The following is a 24,475-nucleotide window of genomic DNA, read 5'->3' on the forward strand; positions in this document are numbered from 1 at the left end:
CCCTCATCCTGAGGTGCGAAGCGAAGCGGAGCCTCGAAGGACGAGGGCAGGCGCTGTGGGTTTTCCCTCAGCCCTTCGAGACGCCGTTTTCAACGGCTCCTCAGGATGAGGGAAAACGGAAGCGCTGTTTCAACTCATCAACCCTCAGATCGCGGTGCGGCGTGCGTGGTTGAGATAGATCTCGCGCAGGCGCTGGGCGACCGGGCCGGGCTTGCCGGTGCCGATAGTCTTCTCGTCGATCACGGTGATCGGCGTGACGAAAGTACCTGCGCTGGTGAGAAAAGCTTCCTTGGCCGCATAGGCTTCATCGATGGTGAAGAGGCGCTCTTCCAGTTTCATGCCGGTCTCGGCGATCAGTTGCAACAGCGACAGGCGCGTGCAGCCGGGCAGGATGGCATTGCTGTTGGGGCGTGTGACGACGACATCATCCTCGGTCACGATATAGGCGGTGGACGATGCGCCTTCGGTGACATAGCCGTCCTCGATCATCCAGGCTTCGTCGCAACCGGCATTTTTGGCGATTTCCTTGGCGAGCGCTTGCGGCAGCAGGCACACCGTCTTGATATCGCGGCGCTTCCAGCGCAGGTCGCCCAGCGAGAGTACGCGCGCGCCGGTTTTCAGCGCAGGCTTGTCGAGCAGATTGGCTTCCTGCGTGAACAGAACCACGGACGGTTTGATGCCTTTGGCGGCCACGAAATCGCGGTCGCGACCATCGCCACGGGTGATCTGGAGATAGACCATGCCTTCAGTCAGATTGTTGCGGCGCACCAGTTCGCGCTCGATGGCGACGATTTCGTCTTCGCTCAACGGCATCGGAATGCCGATTTCGCCGGTGGAGCGGCGCAGGCGCGTCATATGCGGGCCGCTGTCGATCAGCTTGCCTTCCAGCACGGCGGTCACTTCATAAATGCCGTCGCCGAAGAGAAAACCCCGGTCGAAGATGGAAATGCGGGCATCGCGCGCGGCGATATACTCACCGTTGACGTAGACGATACGGTTTTCAAGGTTTTCTGCTGAAACGGCCATTTGGGTTTGTCCTGAAAAGAAAGGGCCGCGACGAATGTCGCAGCCCTTTCATAGAGCATTTCCAGCAAAAGTGCGAAGCGGTTTTGCGTAGGATAATGCGTGAAAACAAATGGATAGAGCAGTTCCGACGTTTCCGTAAAATAGAAACGGCTCTATCCACCCGATTTTCTCGAGAAACCGTTATTTTCAGGCAGCCTGTCTGGCTGCTTCAATGGCTTCGCTGCGGATTTCTTCCGTCAGTTTCAGGCGCAGTTCGGAAAATTCCGGGCTTGCCTTGACGTGGTAGGAACGCGGATGCGCGATATCGACCGGCGTGATCGATTTGATCTTGCCCGGCCGCGCCGTCATCGTGACCACGCGCGTGGCCATGAAGATCGCCTCTTCAATATCGTGGGTGACGAAGAGCACTGTCTTCTGCTCGCGTTCCCAGATGCCGAGCAGCAATTCCTGCATCAGACCGCGCGTCTGGTTGTCGAGTGCGCCAAACGGCTCGTCGAGCAACAGGATTTTCGGATCATTGGCCAGCGCGCGGGCAATGGCTGTGCGCTGCTGCATGCCGCCCGAAAGCTGTTTCGGCCAGTGATTTTCAAAGCCGCGCAGCCCCACCTTGTCGATATAGCTATCGACGATTTCGCGGGCCTCTTTCTCAGGCGTACCCTTTTCGCGCAGGCCGAAGCCGACATTCTGGCGGATGGTGAGCCATGGAAACAGCGTATAGGACTGGAACACCATGCCGCGATCAGCGCCCGGTCCGGTCACTGGCTTGCCTTCCAGCGTCACCGTGCCCGTCGTCGGCTTGTCGAGACCGGCGATGATGCGCAGAAGCGTGGACTTGCCGCAACCCGAAGGGCCGAGAATGGTGACGAAGTCGTTCTTCGGAATGATGAGATCGGTTGCCTGTAGCGCCAGCGTCGGCTTACCGCCGTACACGCCGGGGAAGGTGCGGCTGACGCCCTTAACAACCAGTTCCTGATCGGTCTTGGCAGCCATTACGCGAACCTCCATGCAAAGAGCCAGCGGTTGAAATATTTGAAGGCGAGGTCGGAAATCAGGCCGATCACGCCGATGACGATGATGCCGAAAATGATCTGGCCGGTGGCCATCAGCGCCTGACTGTTGATGATCATATAACCGATGCCCGACGATGCGCCGATGAGTTCGGCGACGATCACATAGGTCCACGCCCAGCCGAGCACGAGGCGCAGCGTTTCGGCAATGTCGGGTGCGCTGGCAGGCATAAGCACGCGGCGGATGATGCCGCTGTTCGATGCGCCAAGCGTATAGGCGGCCTCGACCAGATCGCGGCGGGTATTGGCGACGGTGACCGCGATCATGAGGATGATCTGGAACACCGCGCCGATGAAGATGACAAGCAGCTTTTGCGTTTCGCCGATGCCGGACCACAGGATCAAGAGCGGCACGAAAGCTGAAGCCGGCAGATAGCGCGCAAAGGAGACGAAAGGCTCCAGCAGCGCTTCGATGGGCTTATAGGCGCCCATGGCGACACCGAGCGGGATGGCCACGATGCTTGCAAGCACGAAGCCGCCCAGCACGCGCCAGACCGTCATGCCGATATCGGACAGGAAGCCCTGATTGGCAATGAGGTCATAGCCGTCTTTCATCATGGTGATGGGATCGGCGAGGAAGGTGGAGGAGACGAAGCCGCCAAGCGTGGCGATGCCCCAGAACACAAAAAATAGAATGAAAAACAGGATGCCCAGTAAGATCCGGGTCGTGTTGCCTATCGGCTGCAAAGGCTGCATGACATTGTCCGTTCAGTCGCGCGCCCGTCTTCACAGGAAGACGGAAGGGGAGAGGTCGGTCCGGGCGTCGCCGCCCGGAACTGTTGCAGAAACCGATCTTACTTGATGAAGCTCGTATCCACGATGTCATCGAGGTTCGGCTTCGACTTGATCACGCCAGCCTGCAACAGCAGATCAGCCGCTTCGGCGGAGAATGCCTTGAAATCGCCTTCGAAGAACTTGTGATTGGCGGCCTTGTCCTGCCAGCGCAGATATTCGGCAGAAGCACCGAATTCCTTGCCCGACTGCTTCACGTCCTTGCCCATGATTTCATAGGCCTTGTCCTTGTCGGCAGCGATCAGCTCCAGCGCTTCGAAATAGCTGTCGGCAAGCGCCTTGGCAGCTTCCGGGTTCTTTTCGAGGAAGGCAGGCGTGCAGCCAACCGTATCCGTCACAGCCGGATAGTCGAGCGTGGTGGCGAGAATCTTGCCCTTGTCGGGCGCAGCGCGCACGGTCGAGAGATAAGGTTCATAGGTCATGGCCGCGTCGTTCTGGCCAGCCACGAATGCCTGTGCTGCCGGTCCCGGCTCCATGTTGACGACCTTCACATCCTTGGTGGTCATGCCGTTTTTGGCGAGCATGAAGGCCAGCAGGAAGTAAGGCGAGGTGCCCGGTGCGGAAGCGGCAATGGTCTTGCCCTTCAGATCGGCGAAGGAATTGACGTCGGCGCGCACGGCAATGCCGTCGGCACCGTAGGACTTGTCCATCTGAAAAATCTGCTTGGACTTCACGCCAGCCGCGTTCCAGACAATCCAGGTTTCAACGGTGGTGGCGGCGCACTGAATGTCACCCGATGCCAGCGCCAGATGGCGGCTTGCCTGCGGAATCTTGTTCAGCGTGACGTCCAGTCCGTGCTTCTTGAAAATGCCCGCTTCCTTGGCGAGCGTCAGCGGGCCAAAACCCGTCCAGCCCGAAAAGCCGATGGAAACGGCAGTCTCGGCCTGAGCGGCGGAAGCAAAAGCGAATGCTGCCAGTGCAACACCTGCAAACCACGATTTCTTCATGAATAGTACCCCTTTTATGTGTTTATAAGCCTATACATATCGATCCAAGCAAATTAGCAGGACCGTCCTTCCTGTCCAGAGATGCCGACAAAGATTTCTTTGCGGGCATTTCTGTTGGAAATTATTTAAATACCTGATCCGATTGCAATAATCGTAATCAGGAACAGGTCTCCCTTCCCCTTTATTTCGATAGCGCTCGCCGCAAGACCGTCTAGGACCACCGCATCATGGGAACCCAGATGCGTGAGCCCGGTATCGGTCTGGAGTGCAAATTCTCCTTCTGCACAGAAAATAAGCAGCGTTTCGCCCGTGGCCCCGGTTTCCAATGTCGTCGCGGCTTCGTTGCCGGTGATGCGGCGGACGTGATGTGTATAGCGGCCACGCCGGGTCATGACATTGAGGTCGGTGATGACCGAGCCGATCAGCTGCGCCGACGACTGGCTGTCGGCAGCAAAGGCAAAGGGTTCGCTTTCGCGGGTGAGGGTGCTTTTGTGGCCTTCGACATCAAGCACAATGCCGTCGCCCTCCAGCACCGACAAGCTGCGGTCGATGCCGGGAAAGAGGGAAAACGGACCGTCATTTGCGACGCTCGCCATGGAGACGCGCCAGTCGAAATCATCGACGGACGCCCCTTGCGGGTGGATCGCGATCTCGACCGTCACGCCGCCGCCGTTTTTCCACGGCATGCGGCGATGATTTTCAGCTTTTAGAAGAGCGACGGCCATTCGACCTCAGTTCCCCAGAATGCCGGGCAGGCGCAGGCCCTGCTTTTTCGCCCAGTCGAGCGCTTCTTCATAGCCCGCATCGGCATGGCGCATGACGCCGGTGGCCGGATCGTTCCACAAGACGCGCTCCAGACGGCGGTCCGCATCTTCCGTGCCGTCGCAGCAAATGACCATGCCCGCATGCTGGCTGAAGCCCATGCCGACGCCGCCGCCGTGATGCAGGGACACCCAGGTCGCGCCCGAAGCAGTGTTGAGGAGGGCGTTGAGCAGCGGCCAGTCGGACACGGCGTCCGAACCGTCCTTCATGGCTTCCGTTTCGCGGTTTGGCGAGGCGACGGAGCCGCTGTCGAGATGGTCGCGACCGATGACGATCGGCGCTTTCAGCTCGCCATTGCGGACCATTTCGTTAAAGGCGAGGCCGAGACGATGGCGGTCACCAAGGCCAACCCAGCAAATGCGCGCGGGCAATCCCTGAAAGGCGATGCGGTCACGCGCCATGTCCAGCCATTTGTGCAGGTGCTTGTTGTCGGGCAGCAGTTCCTTCACCTTGGCGTCGGTCTTGTAGATATCTTCCGGGTCACCGGAAAGGGCAGCCCAACGGAATGGGCCGACACCACGGCAGAACAGCGGGCGAATATAGGCAGGGACGAAGCCGGGGAAGGCAAAGGCATTTTCAAGGCCTTCTTCCAGTGCCATCTGACGAATATTGTTGCCATAGTCGAGGGTCGGAATGCCCATGTTCCAGAAGTCGACCATCGCCTGCACATGGAGTTTCATCGAAGCGCGCGCGGCCTTTTCGACGGCTTTCGGGTCGCTTTCCTGTTTCGCGCGCCATTCGGCGACGGTCCAGCCGAGCGGCAGATAGCCATGCACCGGGTCATGCGCGGAAGTCTGGTCGGTGACGATATCCGGCTTCACGCCACGCTTGACGAGTTCCGGGAATATTTCCGCCGCATTGCCGATCAGCGCGATGGACTTTGCCTCGCCTGCCTTGGTCCAGGCTTCGATCTTGGCCAGCGCTTCATCGAGGCTGTCGGTCTTTTCATCGACATAACGGGTGCGGAGGCGGAAATCGGCGCGGGTTTCGTCACATTCCACGGCGAGGCAGCAGGCGCCAGCCATGACCGCCGCTAAGGGCTGCGCGCCGCCCATGCCGCCAAGGCCGCCGGTCAGAATCCACTTGCCGGTGAGGTTGCCGCCAAAATGCTGGCGACCGGCTTCGACAAAGGTTTCGTACGTGCCCTGAACGATGCCCTGCGCGCCGATATAGATCCAAGAACCGGCGGTCATCTGGCCATACATGGCGAGACCCTTCTTATCCAGTTCGTTGAAATGATCCCAGGTCGCCCAATGCGGCACCAGATTGGAATTGGCGATCAGAACACGCGGCGCATCCTTGTGGGTGCGGAAAACGCCGACCGGCTTGCCGGACTGTACCAGCAGGGTTTCATCTTCATTGAGCGTCTTGAGGGTCGCGACGATGCGATCGAAATCGTCCCATGTGCGGGCCGCGCGGCCAATGCCGCCATAAACCACCAGCTCATGCGGACGCTCGGCCACATCGGGGTCGAGATTGTTCATCAGCATGCGCAGCGGCGCTTCGGTCAGCCAGCTCTTGGCGTTGAGTTCGTCTCCGCGCGGCGCTCGGACTTCGCGCTCGTTATGGCGTGGGTTCGACATGGTGTTCTCCTCAGGATTTCAGGTCGTGCGCGAGCTTTTCCAGCCGCTGCAAAAGGGTTTTGAGATGGACGCGCAGCCTGTCCGCCTTGGCCTCGTTATAGGCGAAGGGAACGGCTTCGGTCGCAAGATGGGTCGATTGGGCAAGCTCCATCTGGATGGCGTGGACGCCGGTTTCGGGCTTGCCGTAATGGCGTGTCGTCCAGCCGCCCTTGAAGCGGCCATTGAGGATCGACGTGTAACCTTCCGCCTCGCCGGTCACTTCGACAGCCGCCGCCTCGATCTTAGGATCGCAGGTCTTGCCCATATCCGTGCCGATGTTGAAATCAGGCAATTTGCCTTCGAACAGGAAGGGAATATGCGAGCGGATCGAATGGCAATCATAGAGGATGGCGACGCCGTGGATTGCCTTCACACGGCTGATCTCGGCGGCCAGCGCCGCGTGATAGGGGGCGTGAAAGCGGGCGACACGGTCGGCAATGTCGGCTTCGGTCGGCGCTTCTCCATCCTTCCAGATCGACAGCCCGTCAAAGTCGGTTTCCGGGATCAGCGTGGTGGTGTTCTGCCCCGGATAGAGGCTCACACCTTCCGGGTCGCGATTGGCGTCGATGCAATAGCGGTGGAAGGTGGCGCGCACCATGGTCGCGCCGTCGATGAGACCGTCATAAAGCCTGTGAATATGCCAGTCGGTGTCGGCAAGAATTTTGCCATTGTCGTTGAGCCGCGCAAAAATATCCTGCGGCACATCGGTTCCGGTGTGTGGAAGGCCAAGAATGACGGGCGAAGTGCCCTGACGAACTTCGAACGGGCTCATGATCACGCCTCCAGCGCTGGCAGGATGCGGTCCGAAACCGCCCCGGCAAGCGCACCGTCAGCCACCAGCTCGGCGGCATTCTTCAGGTCGTCGGCCATATAGCGGTCGTCATCCAGTGTCGGCACGCGCCCGCGCAACACGGCGATGACCTTGGCCAGTTCCGGGCTGGTGGTCAGCGGCTCGCGCAGCTCGACGCCGAGTGCGCCGGTCAGCGCCTCGATGCCGATAATGGCATTGAGATTGGCCGTCATCTGCAACAGGCGGCGCGCACCGTGGCAGGCCATGGACACATGGTCTTCCTGATTGGCCGAGGTCGGCGTGGAATCAACGGAAGCCGGATGCGCCATCTGCTTGTTTTCGCTCATCAGTGCGGCAGAGGTCACCTCCGCGATCATCAGGCCGGAATTCAGGCCCGGCTTGCGGGCGAGGAAGGCCGGAAGGCCAAACGACAGCGCCGGATCGACCAGCAGCGCGATACGGCGCTGGGCGATAGCGCCGATTTCGCAGACGGCAAGCGCAATCTGGTCGGCGGCGAAGGCAACCGGTTCGGCGTGGAAATTGCCGCCCGATACGGCACGTCCGTCCGAGAGAACGAGCGGATTGTCGGTAACCGCATTGGCTTCGATTTCCAGCGTGCGGGCTGCCTGCCGCAGAATGTCGAGGCAGGCACCATCGACCTGCGGCTGGCAGCGGATGCAATAGGGGTCCTGCACACGCTGGTCGCCTTCGAGATGGCTCTGGCGAATGACCGAGCCCTCGAGCAGGCTGCGCAATGCCCGGCCCGCATCGATCTGCCCTTTATGGCCGCGCAGCGTATGGATTTCCTCATGGAACGGCGCATCCGATCCCATAGCCGCATCGGTGGACAATGCGCCGGTGATCAGTGCCGTCTGTGCGGCGCGATGGGCGCGGAAAAGCCCGGCCAGCGCAAGGGCAGTCGAAGTCTGCGTGCCGTTGATCAGCGCCAACCCTTCCTTGGCGGCAAGCACGACAGGCTTCAGACCGGCCTTTTCCAGTGCCTTTGCGCCGGAGAGGCGCTCGCCCTGATAGAAGGCTTCACCTTCGCCGATCATGGCCGCCGTCATATGGGCCAGCGGTGCAAGGTCGCCTGAAGCGCCGACGGAACCCTTTTCCGGGATCATCGGGATCACGCCTTTTTCCAGCATGTCTTCGAGAAGCGTGATGATTTCAAGTCGCACGCCGGACGCGCCGCGACCGAGCGAAATCAGCTTCAGTGCCATGATGAGGCGTACGATATTTTCCGGCAAAGCGTCGCCGACACCGCAGCAATGCGACAGGATCAGGTTGCGCTGGAGTGTCGCCACATCGCCCGCCGCAATGCGGATCGAGGCGAGTTTTCCAAAGCCGGTATTGATGCCGTAAACAGGTTCGTCACCGGCTGCGATTTCGGCAATGCGCGCAGCCGCCTTTTCGACACCGGCATGAAAGGCGGGGTCAATGCGCACGGGAACCGCATCGCGATAGATGGTTTCCAGCGTTTCAAGCGGGACAGAACCGGGCTTGAGGATGATGGTCATGACAGGCTCCGTTGCGGATAGTTAGATATGGCCCTTGAAAACCCGCTTCCACAGCGGGTTGAAGCCGATGCGATAAACGAGTTCGGCGGGCCGCTCGACGTTCCAGATGGCGAGATCGGCGTCCTTGCCGGTTTCGAGCGTTCCGGTCTGGTTGAGAATGCCGAGCGCCCGCGCAGCCTCGCGGGTGACGCCCGCGATGCATTCATCCACCGTCATGCGAAACAGCGTCGCGCCCATATTCATGGTGAGCAGCAGCGAGGTCAGCGGCGATGTGCCGGGATTGTTGTCGGTGGCAAGCGCTATCCTTGTGCCCGCTGCGCGGAAGGCTTCGACTGGCGGCTTCTGGGTTTCGCGGATGAAATAGTAAGCGCCGGGAAGCAGCACGGCGACCGTTCCGGCCTTGGCCATGGCGGCGGCACCATCCGCATCGGTATATTCGAGATGGTCGGCGGAAAGCGCACCATAGGATGCGGCAAGGGCTGCGCCATGAAGATTGGAAAGCTGGTCGGCGTGAAGCTTGACCGGAATGCCATGCGCCTTGGCCGCATCAAACACACGGGCGATTTCATCCGGCAGAAAGGCGATGCCTTCGCAGAAACCATCCACCGCATCGGCCAGTTGTTCAGCTGCGATGGCGGGCAGCATATCGTTGATGACGCGGTCGATATAAGCGGCCTTGTCGCCGTTCATTTCCGGCGGCAAGGCATGGGCGCCAAGGAACGTGGTGCGGATTGCAACGTCGCGTTCTGCACCCAGCCGACGGGCGGCTTTCAGCGACTTGATTTCGCTGTCGCGGTCGAGACCGTAACCGGACTTGACTTCAACCGTGGTGGCGCCTTCGGCGATCAGCGCATCGAGACGGGGCAGGGTTTCACGCACCAGATCGTCTTCGCTGGCCGCGCGCAGGTTCTTGACCGATGAAACAATGCCACCACCGGCGCGGGCAACTTCTTCATAGGAAGCGCCCTGCAAGCGCAGCTCGAATTCATGCGCGCGATTTCCGGCATGGACGAGGTGCGTGTGACAATCGACGAGGCCCGGCGTGATCAGCCGGTTTTCGCAATCGATTCTCTCATAAGACGCATAGTCTTCGGGCAGAGCGGACTGCGGGCCGACATATGCGATCTTGCCGTCCTTAACGGCAAGCGCTGCATTCTCGATGAGGCCAAGGCCGTCCGCGTCTTCCTCCAGCGTCGCAATCCGCGCATTGATAAAAACGATGCCTGAATTCTTGAGCATGAGCGTTTTCTCGCTTCCCCTGTTTTTTGATAATGTATATACATATCAGAGGCGCAGCCAAGAGAAAAAATGCGCGGGAACATTCGAGGAGTTAATTTTCATGTCAGCAGCCAAGTCTGAACAGCGTTTCATCCATGCCGGTCAGGCGCTTCTCGATAATGGCTGGGCTGAGAATGTTCGCATTGGCATTGCCGGTGGAAAGATCACCTCGTTGGAGGCGGATAAAGCGGCGGGAGCTGGGGACGAGCGCCACGCGGCGATCATCGCAGGCGTGCCGAACCTGCACAGCCACGCTTTCCAGTACGGGATGGCGGGGCTTGCCGAAAGTCGCGGGCCGTCTGCCGATTCGTTCTGGAGCTGGCGCGAGATCATGTACAAATTCGCGCTCGCCATGTCGCCCGAACAGGCCGAAGCTGTGGCTCTGCGACTTTACGTCGACATGCTGGAAGCCGGATTTACCCGCGTTGGCGAGTTTCATTATCTGCATCACGACCGCGACGGAACGCCTTACGCCAATCTCTCCGAGATGGCCGACCGCATTGTGGCTGCTGCCAGCGCGGCGGGCATCGGCCTGACGCTGCTTCCGGTTTTCTATGCGCATTCGGGTTTCGGCGGCAGCGCGCCCAATGAAGGCCAGCGGCGGTTTATCAACGATCCCGAGCGTTTTGCGCGACTGATCGAAGGCTGCAGCCGAGCGCTGGCCAATTTCGACGGCGCAGTTTTGGGCGTTGCGCCACACAGCCTGCGCGCCGTAACGCCGGATGAACTGGACGTCGTGACGAAGCTTTTGCCCGATGCGCCGGTGCATATCCATGTGGCCGAACAGGTAAAGGAAGTGGAAGACTGCATTGCCTGGGCGGGCAAGCGTCCTGTCGAGTGGCTTCTCGATAATCAGGAGTTGTCCTCGCGCTGGTGCCTCATCCATGCGACCCATATGACCGACGATGAAACCCGGCGCATGGCCGCAGCCGGTGCTATTGCCGGTCTTTGCCCGGTGACGGAAGCCAATCTCGGCGACGGAACCTTCAATGCGACGGTTTTTGCGGAAGCAGGCGGCAAGTTTGGCGTCGGTTCGGATTCCAATGTGCTGATCGGTATTGGCGACGAGTTGCGGCAGCTTGAATATTCGCAGCGCCTCCAACATCGCGCCCGCAATGTGCTGGCCGAAAGCGAAGCCTCCACGGGGCGCGCCTTGTTCGAAGGCGCGGTGCGCGGCGGCAACATCGCGATGGGTCGCGCCGATGACGGGTTGAAGCTTGGCGCGTCGGCGGATTTTGTCGCGCTGGATATGGCGCGGCTGCCCCATGCCAAGGGCGATGCCGTGCTGGATGGCTGGATTTTTGCCGGTCGAGCCCAGGTCAGTGACGTGTGGGTACGCGGCGTGAAACAGGTGGAGGGCGGTCGTCACCGCTTGCGGGATCAGGCCGAGCGTGCTTTTCAGAAAACGATTGGCGAATTGCTCGGCTGAAGAAATTCCTGCAAAAGTGGGAAACAAAGGGGGAATAGCATGGCGGATGACGGTTCAGCGGCAAAAGACGGCCCGGTGCTTTCACTGCATCAGCGTATTTTGGACGATATTGAATCGCGCATCCTGTCTGGAGAGTGGGCGCCGGGGCACCGTATTCCGTTCGAACATGAACTGACCGAGCAATATGGCTGCTCGCGCATGACGGTCAACAAGGCGCTGACTCAGCTTGCCAAGGCCGGTCTGATCGAGCGCAAGCGCAAATCGGGCAGCTTCGTTTCGTTTCCTCGTTCGCAGGCCGCCATTCTTGAGATTCATGATATTCGCGATGAGGTGGCTGCACTCGGTGCGCCCTACCGGTTCGAACTGCTCAAGCGCTGGGACCGTCTGAGCGGGCCAGCCGACGCGCAGAAGATCGATATTCCGCGCCACACGCAGATCATCGATCTGGTCTGCCGTCATCATGCCGGGCAGCGGGTGTTTGCGCTGGAAGAACGCATCATCAATCTGGCCGCCGTGCCGGATGCGGCGGGGGCGGATTTTTCCGAACACTCGCCCGGTCCATGGCTCGTGGCCTGCGTGCCGTGGAGTAGCGCCCAGCACTCCATTCGCGCCATTGCCGCTTCTCCGGAAAATGCCGCATTGCTCGATATTGCGCCGGGCTCGCCCTGTCTGGTGATTGAACGCCAGACCTGGAATGCCGATCTGCCGGTGACGCATGTGCGCTTCACCTATCCCGGCGACAGCCACGCGCTGGTGGCCAGATTCACGCCGTCGCAGGGGTAATTCCAAAAAGAAAAAAGCCGGCGCAGTGGGAGCGGCGGCCAAGAGGCGGCGTGATCGGGGTGGCGATCACACCGCGCGTTTCACTACGCCTTAAGCGGCGCGCTTCAGGGCGTCGCGGATGACCGAAACGATCGTGTCGATCTGTTCCTTTTCCACGATCAGCGGCGGCGACAATGCAATCACATCGCCGGTGACGCGGATCAGCAGACCCTTCTTGAAGCAATCCACGAAGACGTCATAGGCGCGCGCGCCCGGTGCGTCCTTGCGCGACGACAATTCGATGGCGCCGACCAGACCGAGGTTACGGATGTCGGTGACATTCGGCGCATCCTTCAGCGAGTGCAGCGCTTCCTGCCAATGATCGGCAAGCTGCGCACCACGGGTCAGCAGGCCTTCCTCGGCATAGATTTCCAGCGTTGCGAGACCAGCAGCGGAAGCGACCGGATGGCCGGAATAGGTGTAGCCATGGAATAGTTCGATGGCGTTTTCCGGGCCGGTCATCAGGCCGTCGTGAACCTTGCGGCTTGCGAAGACGGCACCCATCGGGATGGCACCGTTGGTGAGGCCCTTGGCGGTGGTGACGAGATCGGGAATGACGCCGAAATAATCGACCGCGAACGGAGTGCCGAGACGACCGAAACCGGTGATGACTTCATCGAAGATCAGCAGGATGCCGTGCTTGTCGGCGGTGGCGCGGATGCGTTCCAGGTAGCCCTTCGGCGGCAATATGACGCCAGCGGAACCGGACATGGGTTCGACGATAACGGCGGCAATCTTTTCAGCGCCGTGTAGTTGGACCAGACGTTCCAGATCGTCGGCCAGTTCGATGCCATGCGCCGGCAAGCCCTTCGAGAAGGCATTGCGCTCGATATCCAGCGTGTGGCGCATATGGTCGGCGGGAATCTGCGGGAAGACGCGGCGGTTGTTGACCAGCCCGCCAACCGAAATGCCGCCGAAACCAACGCCGTGATAGCCTTTTTCGCGACCCAGAACCATGGTGCGGGTGCCCTGACCGATGGCGCGCTGATAGGCGATGGCGATCTTCAGCGCGGTATCGACCGATTCCGAACCGGAATTGGTGAAGAATACGCGATCAAGCTGCGCAGCCGGACCACCCGGCGCAATCGCGGCGAGTTTTTCGGCAAAGTCGAAAGCAACATTGTGGCCCATCTGGAAGGTCGGCGCGAAGTCCATCGTGGAAATCTGGCGCTCAACGGCTTCAGTGATCCGCTTGCGGCCATGACCGGCATTGCAGCACCAAAGACCTGCCGTCCCGTCGAGAACCTGATTGCCGTCGGTGTCGGTGTAATACATACCCGAAGCGCTGGCGAGCAGGCGCGGCGCGGCCTTGAACTGCCGATTTGCGGTGAACGGCATCCAGAAGTTTTCAAGGCTGGGCGCGTTGGTTTTGGTGAGCATGGGAACCTCCTATTTTCAGGCAGGAGGACACGCTTTCTTGAAGGCAACAAGCCCTTTTCTGCAAGGATTTAAGCTGTTGATTTTATGAGGATGGTTTCAGAAAATTATGCTATATCGAACATGATAAACACAAAGGGGAATGCCCGATGAGCATCGATATCGGCGGAAGGTTACGCTATGTGCGCATGCGGCAGAATCTGTCGCAGCGGGAGCTTGCAAAAAGGGCTGGTGTGACCAACTCGACCATATCGCTGATCGAGGCCAACCAGTCCAATCCGTCGGTCGGCGCTCTCAAGCGTATTCTCGATGGTATTCCCATCGGCATGGCCGAGTTTTTCGCGCTGGAGCCGGATACGCCGCACAAGGTATTCTATCAGGCGGAAGAGCTGGTGGAAATCGGCAAAGGTCCCATTTCCTACCGGCAGGTGGGCGACCATCTGTTTGCGCGCTCGTTGCAGATATTGAAGGAGCGGTATGAACCAGGCTCCGATACGGGCAAGGTGCTGCTGATGCATGAGGGCGAGGAGGGCGGCATCGTCATATCGGGCCGCATCGAAGTGACGGTGGGCAGCGACCGGCGCATATTGGGACCGGGCGACGCCTATTATTTTTCCTCAAAACTGCCGCATCGCTTTCGCTGTATCGGACCGACAGTCTGCGAGGTGGTCAGCGCCTGCACGCCGCCGAGTTTCTGACGGCGCGCAGGCGGGTCTTTTAGTTGTAGCGCGAGATACCGAGATCGTCGGCGCGGATGTCGGGCTTATTGCCGCTGACCAGATCGGCCAGAAGCTTGCCCGAGCCGCAGGACATGGTCCAGCCCAGCGTACCGTGACCGGCATTGATGAACACATTGTCGTAGCGGGTTCCGCCGATGATTGGCGTGGAATCCGGTGTCATCGGGCGCAGGCCCGACCAGAAGGTCGCGGCCTTGAGGTCGCCCCCGGGGAACAGATCGCTGACCGACAGGTCGAGCGTGGCGCGGCGCGCTGCCGGAAGGTCTTTGGTGAAGCCGGACACTTCGGCCATGCCGCCGACACGGATACGGTCGCCGAGGCGCGTGATGGCGATCTTGTAGCTTTCGTCCAGAACCGTCGAGACCGGTGCGCGGCTTTCGTCGATGATCGGTGCGGTGATCGAATAGCCCTTCACCGGATAGATCGGCGCGTTGAGACCCAGCGACTTGATGAGCGCGGGCGTATAGCTGCCGAGCGCGACCACATAGCGGTCGGCTGTCAGAATACCGTCTGACGTTTCCACGCCGGAAACGCGCCCGCCGGATAGAACCAGCGACTTGATATTCACGCCGAAGCGGAATTTTACGCCCATACCTTCGGCAATCTTGGCCAGCGCATTGGTGAATTTGAAGCAGTCGCCGGTTTCATCATGCGGCAGGCGCAGGCCGCCGACGAACTTGTCCTTCACGCGGGCTAGCGCCGGTTCGATTTTCGCGCAGTCGTCGCGGTCGAGCACTTCGAACGGCACGCCGTCCTGACGCAGCACCTCGATATCCTTGCCGATGCCGTCGAGCTGGTATTGCTCGCGGAAAAGCTGCAACGTGCCCTGCATACGCTGGTCATATTCGATGCCGGTATCCTTGCGCAGCTCCACAAGTACATCGCGGCTATATTCTGCCACGCGCACCATGCGGGTCTTGTTGACCTTGTAACGGCTGTCCGTGCAGTTGGCGAGCATCTGCATCAGCCACACATACTGCTTGGGATCGGAAGTCGGGCGAATGACGAGCGGCGCATGTTTCTGGAACAGCCACTTTGCTGCCTTCATCGGAATGCCGGGCGCGCCCCATGGCGAGGCATAACCGGGCGAAACCTGACCGGCATTGGCGAAGCTGGTTTCCAACGCCGGACCTTCCTCGCGGTCGATGACCGTCACTTCATGGCCGAGCTTGGCCAGATAGTAAGCCGTTGTGACGCCAATAACGCCGCTGCCGAGTACGGTAATCTGCATGTTCGCCTCTTATTGTTATGTGTTTTGGCTCGACAGCGCACTATCCACGTAGATACGAGCATAGCGATGACCGAGCGCAGTCAGAATTTCATAAGGGATCGTGTCGCATTGGCTGGCCACGTCTTCCAGCCGCTGGTGCGGGCCGATCAGTTCCACGAGACTGCCGAGCTTGAGCGTGCCTTCCGGCAGCGCGCTGACATCGAGCGTGATGGAATCCATCGAAACGCGCCCGACGATGGGCAGCCGGGTGCCGCCGTAAAAGGCCGAACCCTTGTTGCTGAGCGCGCGGAACCAGCCATCGGCATAGCCCACCGCAATGGTGGCGATCCGCATGGGCGCTTGTGCGATATAGGTGCCGCCATAACCGATGGCCGCGCCCTTATCCACGTCGCGCACCTGAATGACGCGGGCCGACAGTGTCAGCACCGGCACGATAGCGCTTTTGGGGCCGACGCCATAAAGCGCGACACCGGGGCGGGCGAGGTCGAAATAATAGGCTTTGTCGAGAAAGCTGCCGCCCGAATTGGCTAAGGCCACCGGCAGCTTCGGCAGCCGAGCCAGAGCGGCGCGCATGGTCGCAAGCTGGCTTGCATTGGCCGGATTTTCCGGTTCGTCGCCGCTCGCCAGATGGCTGATGATGAAGCGTACGTCAATGCCGTCGAGAAGCGAAAGATTGTCCGCCAGCCGGTCTAGCTCTTTGGCCGAAAGGCCGAGGCGCGACATGCCGGTATCGACCTGCAAAAGTGCTGGCAGTTTCTTGCCGCTGCTGGCCGCGAGTCTGGCCCAGTTTTCCACCTGTTCCAGCGAGTTGAGCACCGGCACGATGCCTTCGCGGGCGCAGGCAGCTTCCGTTCCGGGCTGCAAGCCGTTCAGGACATAAAGTGTGGCGTCAGGGTTCAGGGCAGGCCGCAGCGCGATGGCTTCGCCCAAATGCGCCACAAAGAAGTCGCGGCAACCCGCTTCATAAAAGGCAGGCGCAACGCGATGCGCGCCAAGGCCATAGGCATCGGCTTTGACGACCGCCGCCGCACGGGTCGGCGCGATATGGCGGGCGACGGCAGTATAATTGTGCCGCAAGGCCGCAAGGTCGATGGTCAACACGCCGCCAGCGGCGAGATCGCTTTGCTCTTTCGAAAAATGCATCGACATTTCAACCATATCCATTGCGCAACGGTCATTGCCCTTATCCTCCGAACGCGTTGCCGCATCCCGACAGGGTATCGAAATATATTAATCGAAGACTATTCGAATGTTTTTGCTATCTATCGCAGATTATGCGAATTTTGGCACATCTTGCGCACGTTTTAGCTTTTCATTCGAAGAATCTGCATGGCCGCACTCGACAGTATAGACCGGAACATCATTCGCTGCCTGCGCCGCGACGGGCGCATGACCAACAGCCAGCTTGCCGCCGAGGTGGGGCTGTCCCAGTCCGCCTGTCTGCGGCGGGTGCAGATTTTGGAAGAGGGCGGTGTCATCCGTGGCTATACGGCCATTGTGGGTTCATCGGGTGGTGACGAACGGCTGGTCGCAATCGTGCGCATCACGCTCGACCGGCAGACGGAAGAATATCTCAACCGCTTTGAAGAGGCGGTGCGCCGTCACCCGGAAGTGCAGGAATGCTATCTGATGACGGGGGATGCAGATTATATTCTGCGCGTTGAAGCCGAGAATGCGGCGGCTTACGAGATCATTCACAAGGAAATCCTGTCGCGCTTGCCGGGCGTGGCGCGCATCCATTCCAGCTTCGCCATTCGCACGGTGCTGCTTTCGAAAGCGCCGTCATCGCGGGCGTAAAATGCAAAAGCCCGGCATCGCCGGGCGTTTTCAACGCATGTGCTGATCAATGTAGCTGCCACGCATCCCCCCTCATCCTGAGGAGCCTCTCCTGAGCTTGTCGAAGGAGAGGCTCCTCAGGGTGAGGGAAGAAGAGGCGTGGTCGTTTAAAAATCGACCGAGTGCAGGACCGATGCGTCAATGGTGTTGATATCGCGCTTGCCGCAAAGAGCCATGGTGACGTCGAGTTCCTTACGGATGATTTCGAGCGCCAGCGTGACGCCTTCCTTTCCCATGGCGCCGAGGCCATAGAGGAAAGGGCGACCGATGAAGACGCCCTGAGCGCCAAGCGCGCGGGCCTTCAGCACGTCCTGACCGGAGCGGATGCCTCCATCGACATGCACTTCGATCTGATCGCCAACGGCATCGACAATCGGCTTCAGCATGGAGATGGACGACGGCGCGCCGTCGAGCTGGCGACCGCCATGGTTGGACACGATGATGGCATCGGCGCCGGTCTTGGCGGCCATCTTCGCGTCTTCCACATCAAGGATGCCCTTGAGGATCAGCTTGCCGCCCCATTGTTCCTTGATCCAGGCCACGTCGTTCCAGTTCATCTGCGGGTCGAACTGTTCTGCCGTCCAGGAGGACAGCGAGGACAGATCGGTCACGTTCTTGGCGTGGCCGGCAATGTTACGGAAGGTGCGGCGCTGCGTACCCATCATGCCCATGCACCAGCCCGGACGGGTCGCCATCTGCCAGATATGCTTCGGGGTGAACTTCGGCGGCGCGGACAGGCCGTTGCGGATATCCTTGTGGCGCTGGCCGAGAATTTGCAGATCGAGTGTCAGCACCAGAGCCGAGCAGCCTGCCGCCTTTGCGCGACCGATCAGGTTCTTCACGAAGTCGCGGTCCTTCATCACATAAAGCTGGAACCAGAACGGCTTCTTCGTCACCGAGGCAACATCCTCGATGGAGCAGATGCTCATGGTGGAAAGCGTGAAGGGCACGCCGAAAGCTTCCGCAGCCTGTGCGGCCAGCATTTCGCCATCGGCATGCTGCATGCCGGTAAGGCCTGTCGGCGCAAGCGCGACCGGCATGGCCACATCCTGACCGATCATGGTCGTTGCCAGCGAACGGTTGGTCATGTCGACCAGCACGCGCTGGCGAAGCTTGATCTTCTTGAAGTCGTCCTCGTTGGCACGATAGGTCGACTCAGTCCAGGCGCCCGAATCCGCATAATCGAAAAACATTTTCGGGACGCGGCGCTGGGCGAGCCGCTTCAGATCGGCGATTTCAACGATGTTGGACATGACTCTTGCCCCTTGTGGTAAGTTTTCTTGACCAATCGCATGAAGGATCGCGCGACCGAAATCAAGTGCGAAGCTACAAAACACCGACATCAATTGGTCGTCAATTGAAGGGAGCGGCAATTCTGCTTATGCTATTTGCTTCATGGTATGCGTTCGCAGTGCAACAAGGATTTCGAGATGAGCAAGGATGGCAAGGGTTCCAAAACCGGTTTCATCGGCAAAAGCTCAAGTGCTGCCGGTGGCTGGGGCGCTCTGAAAAGCTGCGGCAAGCAGTTGCTTGCCAGCGGCGCGCCTCTGACGGGCGCCCGTGCCTTGCTCAAGGCCAACCAGCCCGATGGTTTCGACTGCCCCGGTTGTGCATGGGGCGATCCGGAACATGGCTCATCCTTCGAATTCTGCGAAAACGGCGTCAAGGCGGTGGCATGGGAGGCGACCGACCGGCGCACCACACCCGCCTTTTTCCGCGAGCATACGGTTTCGCAATTGCGCAACTGGACCGATTACGATCTGGAAAACACTGGTCGTCTGACGCATCCGCTGCGCTACAATGCGGCGACTGACAAATACGAGGCCGTCGAATGGGATGCTGCGCTCGCCCGCATCGGCGAGCTTCTGCGCGCCTTCGACAACCCCAATCGGGTAGAGTTCTATACGTCGGGTCGAGCCTCCAACGAGGCCGCCTTTCTCTATCAGCTTTTCGTGCGGTCCTATGGCACCAATAATTTCCCTGACTGCTCCAATATGTGCCACGAAGCGAGCGGCGTGGCGCTGAAGCAGTCGGTCGGCGTCGGCAAGGGCACGGTGCTGCTGGAAGATTTCGAACAAGCCGATGCGATTTTTGTCGTCGGGCAAAACCCCGGCACCAATCATCCGCGTATGTTGGGCGATCTTCGCCGCGCTGCCGAACGCGGCGCGCGCATCGTTGTGTTCAATCCGATCCGCGAGCGCGGGCTGGAGCGTTTTGCCGATCCGCAAAACAAGCTTGAAATGCTGCATGGCGGCAGCGAAGCGATAGCCAGCGATTATTTCCAGCCACGTCTGGGCGGCGATCTGGCGGCGTTTCGCGGCATGGCGAAGGCAGTGTTCGCAGCCGATGACGCGGCGCTCGCCGCAGGTGAGCCGTCCATTCTCGACCGGGAATTTCTGAGCGCCCATACCGCCGAGCTCGAAGCCTATCGCACTGCCGTGGATGCGACGACGTGGGAGGAGATCGAGGATCAGTCCGGTCTGTTGCCGCAATCGCTGGAGCGGGCGGCAGAGATTTATATGCAGGCGGAAAAGGTCATCTGCACCTGGGCCATGGGCGTGACCCAGCATCGCCATTCGGTGATCACCATCCGCGAGATCACCAATTTCATGCTGTTGCGCGGCAATATTGGCAGGCCCGGCGCTGGCCTTTGCCCGGTGCGCGGCCATTCCAATGTGCAGGGCGACCGCACGGTCGGCATTAACGAAAATCCGCCGCAGGCATTTCTCGATGCGCTGGAAAAGGAATTCGGTTTCGATGTGCCGCGTGAGCCGGGCCATAACGTCATCGGCGCCATTGGCGCCATGCTGGACGGAACGGCACAGGCCTTTATCGGGCTTGGCGGCAATTTTGCCCGCGCGACGCCAGACAGCCCGATCATCGCGAAAGCACTGTCGAGCCAGCGTCTGACCGTGCATATCGCAACCAAGCTCAATCATTCGCATCTGGTGCCGGGTCAGGAATCCTTCATTCTGCCGTGTCTCGGACGCACTGAAATCGATCTGAATTCCAAGGGTGTGGCGCAGATCGTCACGGTTGAGGATTCCATGAGCATGGTGCATGGATCGGGCGGCATCAATTCGCCAGCCTCGCCGCATTTGCGTTCGGAAGTGGCGATCATTGCGGGCATGGCCAATGCGACGCTCGGTCCAAAGCCCGTCAACTGGCTGGAAATGGCTGATGATTACGACCTGATCCGCGACCGCATTGCGCGGGTGCTGCCAGATTTCTACGATTTTAACAAGCGTGTGCGTGTGCCGCGCGGTTTCCACCTGCGCAACACGGCGCGTGAACTGGAATGGAATACGACGAACGGCAAGGCCACGTTCTGGACCGGCGCGCTGCCGGAAGCCATCGAGCATCAGCAGGCGCGGGGCAAGCCGGGCCGCTATGTGTTGCAGACCTTCCGCAGCCACGACCAGTACAATACGACCATCTACGGCATGGACGACCGCTATCGCGGTGTCTATGGCGAGCGGCAAGTCGTGTTCATGAACCCGCTCGACATGGCTGATATCGGTGTCGAGGCGGGCGACCGCGCCGATATTGTCGGCGAATTCGTCGATGGTCTGGAACGGGTCGCGCGCGATTTCCGTTTCGTACCCTATGATATTCCGCGCGGCTGCATCGCTGGCTATTATCCGGAAATGAATGTGCTGGTGCCGCTTGGCAGCTCCGGCGACGAGAGTTTCACGCCGACCTCGAAATCGGTGATCGTTTCGTTCCGACCGGTACAGCCCGTCGCCGCTTGATGGATGAAGCTGCTGCCGACTATATGGCGCTGGTCGAAAGGCTGGTTGCCACGTCCGAAAATCTTTCACCATTTGGCGCGGGCATCATCGCCGCACTGGCGCTGGGCGTTGCCGCCGACAGTCGGACTTTTGGCCGGGTGCTGGGTATCGAGCATGCGCTAGTGCTGCGTGAGGTGAATCTGCTGGGCGCAGACGGTGGCTATATCCTGATTACGCAGCGCGACCCGCGAACCCAGCGCACACGCTACGAACTCAGCCCTGTTGGTCGGCAGCTGGTTGATAAAATCTAGAACCAATCCGCTTCCAATTTAAACAGTCCTTCGGGTGCGTCCTGCTTGACGCGGCCCTATTGCGCCAAGCGTTTGCAAAAATAGCCAGCGGGAATGGGCGCTTGCGTATTTCATAAAAACATCACTTGCTATTGGTTCTATATAGGTTCTATTATGTCGGGCATGAATAGAACCACCTTAATCACATCCATCGAAGAGCGCGGCCTGCACGATCCGCAGCGGACGGGGCCGCTTTATCGCAATCTGGCGCGTATTCTCGGTGAACTGATTGAAGAGGGGAAACTGGCCCCCGCTGTCGGTCTGCCGCCGGAGCGCGACCTGGCCGAGGAGCTTGGGCTGGGGCGCATCACGGTGCGCAATGCCTATAAGGAATTGCTGGCGCAGGGTGCGGTTGAATCAAGGCGCGGCAGCGGTACATTTGTTGCGGAGCGCCCCGCGCGCATCAGCCAGCATTTGTGGCGGCTGACATCGTTTTCGGAAGACATGCTGTCGCGTGGCAAGGAGCCGGGCGCGCGCGTGGTGACGAACCGCCTCGACAAGCCGTCGCCGGATGAAGCCTTTCGGCTCGGCGTCGGCGTGGATACGTCCATTGTGCGGCTCGACCGCCTGCGTCTTGCCGATGGCGTGCCGATGGCTTTTGAACGCGCCGTGGTGCCGCGCCATTATCTGGATACGGATCGTGTCGATGAAGCGTCGCTTTATGGCGCGCTGGCGCGGCGCGGTTACAAGCCGGTGCGCGCCTTGCAGCGGTTGACCGCCGTGACTCTCGATCCCGGCACCGCGCGCCTTCTCGGCGTGCATCGCGGCGCTACGGCGCTTTTGATTGAACGCATCTCGCATCTCGATGACGACCGTATCGTCGAATACACCCGCTCGCATTATCGCGCCGACGCCTATGACTTTGTCGCCGAACTGAAAATTGGAGAATGACCATGGTAAGCCAACCATCCCTGATGTTGCAGGAAACCGAGCAATCGCCTGCGGTGGTTGCAACGCTTCTGGAAAAGGAAGCCGGCACGCTGGCCGAGATCGCAAAGATTTTCGCGAAGAATGAACCGGCAGTCATCACCACGGCGGCGCGCGGTTCTTCCGATCATGCGGCGACATTCTTCAAATATCTGATGGAAATCACGCTCGGTATTCCGGTCGCCTCCATCGGGCCTTCGGTTGCTTCGGTCTACGGCTCGAAGCTGAAGCTTGCGCGCGGCGTGCATTTTACCGTTTCACAGTCCGGTGCCAGCCCCGACATCGTGGCAGCACAGGCCGCAGCCAAAAAGGGCGGCGCGACGACGATTGCCGTGGTCAATGTGGTGGACAGCCCCCTCGGCAAAGAGGCGGATCTCGTGCTTGCGCTGAATGCCGGTGAGGAAAAGAGCGTCGCGGCCACAAAGTCCTTCATTGCCGCAGTGGCTGCCCTGTCGGGCGTGGTCGCGGCTGCAAGCGGCGATGCCGATCTGCGCGCCGGTTTAGAGCGTCTGCCGGAAGCGCTTGCCACAACCCGCCCCGATGGGCGTGAAGCTGTCGAAAACCTTCTTTTCAATGCGCGCTCGCTTTACACGGGCGGTCGCGGCACGGCCTATGCCATCGCGCTGGAAGCCGCCCTGAAGGCCAAGGAAACCGCCAATATTCATGCGGAAGCCTTTTCGCTGGCCGAACTGATGCATGGCCCGATGCGACTGGTGGAAGAAGGTTTCCCGATTATCTCCTTCCTGCCGCGCGACGAGGCTTTCGACACCAATATTGCGGCCTTGAAGCGGTTGCATTCCTTCGGCGCCAGCATCGTGACCTTGTCCGATGCCGAAACGCCGGGCTTCCGTCTGCCATCGGCCAGCACGGGCAGCCCGCATCTTGATCCGCTGGTTTCGCTCATCAATTACTATCGTGTCATTGAAGCGGTGACGCGCCGCAAGGGTTTTGATCCCGACAAGCCGCGCAATCTCAACAAGGTGACGGTGACGGTATGACAAAAAAATCAGCAATAGCCGGTGCGCGGATTTTCGACGGCGAGCGGTTTCACGATCAGTCTGCCCTTGTTTTCAGCGACGGCAAGGTCGAGGCCATTGTACCGGAGGCGGCACTTGGCGAGGCCCATCAGGTCGAGCGCCTGAAGGGTGGCGTCATTGCGCCGGGTTTTATCGATGCGCAGGTCAATGGCGGCGGCGGGCGGATGCTCAACGATCAGCCGACGCCGGAAACCATGTTCGTGATTGCCGAAGGGCATCGCAAATATGGCACGACCAGCCTGCTGCCGACGCTCATTACCGATACGACTGTCGTGCGTGACCGCGCCATTGAGGCGGCCGTTGAAGCGGTGAAAGCCGACAAGGGTGTCGCAGGCCTGCATCTTGAGGGGCCGCATCTGGCGCCTGCACGCAAGGGCGCGCATCTGGCCGAACTGATGCGTCCGGTCGATGACGCCGATATCGCTCTTTATATCCATACGGTCGAACAGATCGGTACATTATTGGTGACCATGGCCGCCGAACAGGTGACGCCGGAACAGGTGCGCCGTTTGAGCGATGCCGGTGTGGTGGTCAGCATTGGCCACAGTGACACGACGGCGGAAGAAGCTTTCAAGCGTTTCGATGCCGGTGCGCGCAGCGTTACCCATCTCTTCAACGCGATGAGCCAGATCGGCCATCGCGCGCCGGGTCTGGCGGGGGCTGCACTCGACCATCCGGATATATGGTGCGGGATCGTTGCCGATGGCCACCATGTTGATCCGATGGCGCTGCGGCTCGCGCTGCGCGCCAAGCGCGGCGACGCGCATCTGTTCTTCGTCACCGACGCCATGGCGCTGGTCGGCTCCAATGCGGAGAGCTTTGAGATCAACGGTCGCGCCGTGCGGCGCGTACCGGGTGGCATCTGCTCCAAGCTGATCCTGTCCGATGGCACCATTGCCGGTTCCGACCTCGACATGGCCTCGGCGGTTCGGTTCGGCGTGGCGGAACTGGAATTGACGCTAGCCGAAGCCCTGCGCATGGCAAGCCTTTATCCGGCACGTTATTTGCGGCTCGCTGATCGCGGATTGCTGCGTCCCGGCACGCGCATGGATGCGGTGCATCTTGATGACGGGTTGTTTGCCAAGACAACCTGGCGCTCCGGCGTGAAACAGGCAGCCGGGTAAGGGGCAGACC

The 24,475-nt window shown here is 60.2% G+C and carries 22 protein-coding genes; 9 read left to right on the forward strand and 13 right to left on the reverse strand.

Features of this window, described 5'->3' with window-relative positions:
• Positions 1-144 precede the first annotated feature (144 nt).
• The 9 genes from HWD97_RS08960 to hutI form a co-directional block, all read right to left on the reverse strand.
• Positions 145-1,026, reverse strand: coding sequence for a D-amino-acid transaminase (locus HWD97_RS08960; RefSeq protein ID WP_371834949.1), 882 nt, complete (start codon positions 1,024-1,026; stop codon positions 145-147).
• A 186-nt stretch (positions 1,027-1,212) separates the two neighbouring features.
• Positions 1,213-2,016, reverse strand: a complete 804-nt coding sequence (locus tag HWD97_RS08965) for an ABC transporter ATP-binding protein (protein WP_371834950.1) — start codon at positions 2,014-2,016, stop codon at positions 1,213-1,215.
• Positions 2,016-2,789, reverse strand: a complete 774-nt coding sequence (locus tag HWD97_RS08970; protein ID WP_109369583.1) for an ABC transporter permease — start codon at positions 2,787-2,789, stop codon at positions 2,016-2,018. The genes HWD97_RS08965 and HWD97_RS08970 overlap by 1 nt, the downstream gene beginning before the upstream one ends.
• A 98-nt stretch (positions 2,790-2,887) precedes the next feature.
• A complete protein-coding gene (locus tag HWD97_RS08975) occupies positions 2,888-3,832 on the reverse strand; it encodes an ABC transporter substrate-binding protein (protein ID WP_109369582.1) in 945 nt (314 codons plus the stop codon).
• 125 nt (positions 3,833-3,957) lie between these two features.
• The gene (locus tag HWD97_RS08980) at positions 3,958-4,557 is read right to left on the reverse strand and encodes a HutD family protein (RefSeq protein ID WP_371834951.1); all 600 of its coding nucleotides are present in this window, start codon (positions 4,555-4,557) and stop codon (positions 3,958-3,960) included.
• 6 nt (positions 4,558-4,563) lie between these two features.
• The gene (hutU, locus tag HWD97_RS08985; RefSeq protein ID WP_371834952.1) at positions 4,564-6,237 is read right to left on the reverse strand and encodes a urocanate hydratase; all 1,674 of its coding nucleotides are present in this window, start codon (positions 6,235-6,237) and stop codon (positions 4,564-4,566) included.
• A gap of 10 nt (positions 6,238-6,247) precedes the next feature.
• Positions 6,248-7,048, reverse strand: coding sequence for an N-formylglutamate deformylase (gene hutG, locus HWD97_RS08990; RefSeq protein WP_140024327.1), 801 nt, complete (start codon positions 7,046-7,048; stop codon positions 6,248-6,250).
• A 2-nt stretch (positions 7,049-7,050) separates the two neighbouring features.
• Positions 7,051-8,586: a histidine ammonia-lyase gene (gene hutH, locus HWD97_RS08995; RefSeq protein ID WP_371834953.1), complete on the reverse strand. Its 1,536-nt coding sequence runs from the start codon at positions 8,584-8,586 to the stop codon at positions 7,051-7,053.
• A gap of 21 nt (positions 8,587-8,607) precedes the next feature.
• Positions 8,608-9,825, reverse strand: a complete 1,218-nt coding sequence (gene hutI, locus HWD97_RS09000; protein WP_371834954.1) for an imidazolonepropionase — start codon at positions 9,823-9,825, stop codon at positions 8,608-8,610.
• A gap of 100 nt (positions 9,826-9,925) precedes the next feature.
• Here hutI and HWD97_RS09005 point away from each other — a divergent pair, with 100 nt between their 5' ends.
• Positions 9,926-11,293, forward strand: coding sequence for a formimidoylglutamate deiminase (locus tag HWD97_RS09005; RefSeq protein WP_109369576.1), 1,368 nt, complete (start codon positions 9,926-9,928; stop codon positions 11,291-11,293).
• A gap of 39 nt (positions 11,294-11,332) precedes the next feature.
• Complete coding sequence (hutC, locus tag HWD97_RS09010; protein WP_109369575.1) at positions 11,333-12,076, forward strand: histidine utilization repressor; 744 nt, start codon at positions 11,333-11,335, stop codon at positions 12,074-12,076.
• Between the two features lie 90 nt (positions 12,077-12,166).
• Here the strand turns inward: hutC and HWD97_RS09015 are convergent, their stop codons facing one another.
• The gene (locus tag HWD97_RS09015; RefSeq protein WP_109369574.1) at positions 12,167-13,495 is read right to left on the reverse strand and encodes an aspartate aminotransferase family protein; all 1,329 of its coding nucleotides are present in this window, start codon (positions 13,493-13,495) and stop codon (positions 12,167-12,169) included.
• Positions 13,496-13,641: 146 nt separating this feature from the next.
• On the opposite strand from HWD97_RS09015, the gene HWD97_RS09020 reads away from it, so the two are divergent.
• On the forward strand, positions 13,642-14,190 hold the full coding sequence (locus HWD97_RS09020) for a cupin domain-containing protein (RefSeq protein WP_371834955.1): 549 nt from the start codon (positions 13,642-13,644) through the stop codon (positions 14,188-14,190).
• A gap of 19 nt (positions 14,191-14,209) precedes the next feature.
• Here the strand turns inward: HWD97_RS09020 and HWD97_RS09025 are convergent, their stop codons facing one another.
• Positions 14,210-15,460, reverse strand: a complete 1,251-nt coding sequence (locus HWD97_RS09025; RefSeq protein ID WP_109369572.1) for a D-amino acid dehydrogenase — start codon at positions 15,458-15,460, stop codon at positions 14,210-14,212.
• Positions 15,461-15,475: 15 nt separating this feature from the next.
• Positions 15,476-16,618 (reverse strand): alanine racemase, encoded by a 1,143-nt coding sequence (gene alr, locus HWD97_RS09030; RefSeq protein ID WP_109370286.1) that lies wholly within the window; start codon positions 16,616-16,618, stop codon positions 15,476-15,478.
• 171 nt (positions 16,619-16,789) lie between these two features.
• Here alr and HWD97_RS09035 point away from each other — a divergent pair, with 171 nt between their 5' ends.
• Entirely contained in the window at positions 16,790-17,257 is a 468-nt protein-coding gene (locus HWD97_RS09035) for an Lrp/AsnC family transcriptional regulator (RefSeq protein ID WP_109369571.1), read from the forward strand.
• Between the two features lie 146 nt (positions 17,258-17,403).
• Here HWD97_RS09035 and HWD97_RS09040 read toward each other — a convergent pair whose 3' ends face one another.
• Positions 17,404-18,549 (reverse strand): alpha-hydroxy acid oxidase, encoded by a 1,146-nt coding sequence (locus HWD97_RS09040; protein WP_109369570.1) that lies wholly within the window; start codon positions 18,547-18,549, stop codon positions 17,404-17,406.
• A 177-nt stretch (positions 18,550-18,726) separates the two neighbouring features.
• Between HWD97_RS09040 and HWD97_RS09045 the strand changes: the two genes are divergently transcribed.
• The 5 genes from HWD97_RS09045 (at position 18,727) to nagA (ending at position 24,465) form a co-directional block, all read left to right on the forward strand.
• Positions 18,727-21,048 (forward strand): FdhF/YdeP family oxidoreductase, encoded by a 2,322-nt coding sequence (locus tag HWD97_RS09045; protein ID WP_109370285.1) that lies wholly within the window; start codon positions 18,727-18,729, stop codon positions 21,046-21,048.
• Positions 21,048-21,338, forward strand: coding sequence for a hypothetical protein (locus HWD97_RS09050; protein ID WP_371831114.1), 291 nt, complete (start codon positions 21,048-21,050; stop codon positions 21,336-21,338). The genes HWD97_RS09045 and HWD97_RS09050 overlap by 1 nt, the downstream gene beginning before the upstream one ends.
• Positions 21,339-21,500: 162 nt before the next feature.
• Positions 21,501-22,268, forward strand: a complete 768-nt coding sequence (locus tag HWD97_RS09055) for a GntR family transcriptional regulator (protein ID WP_371834956.1) — start codon at positions 21,501-21,503, stop codon at positions 22,266-22,268.
• Positions 22,269-22,270: 2 nt separating this feature from the next.
• A complete protein-coding gene (locus HWD97_RS09060) occupies positions 22,271-23,302 on the forward strand; it encodes an SIS domain-containing protein (protein WP_109369568.1) in 1,032 nt (343 codons plus the stop codon).
• Positions 23,299-24,465: an N-acetylglucosamine-6-phosphate deacetylase gene (gene nagA, locus HWD97_RS09065; protein ID WP_371834957.1), complete on the forward strand. Its 1,167-nt coding sequence runs from the start codon at positions 23,299-23,301 to the stop codon at positions 24,463-24,465. Before HWD97_RS09060 ends, nagA begins: the two co-directional genes overlap by 4 nt.
• Positions 24,466-24,475: the final 10 nt, after the last annotated feature.

This window comes from Ochrobactrum sp. C6C9 (genome assembly GCF_022627935.1).
In the GTDB taxonomy this organism is placed as follows: domain Bacteria; phylum Pseudomonadota; class Alphaproteobacteria; order Rhizobiales; family Rhizobiaceae; genus Brucella; species Brucella teleogrylli.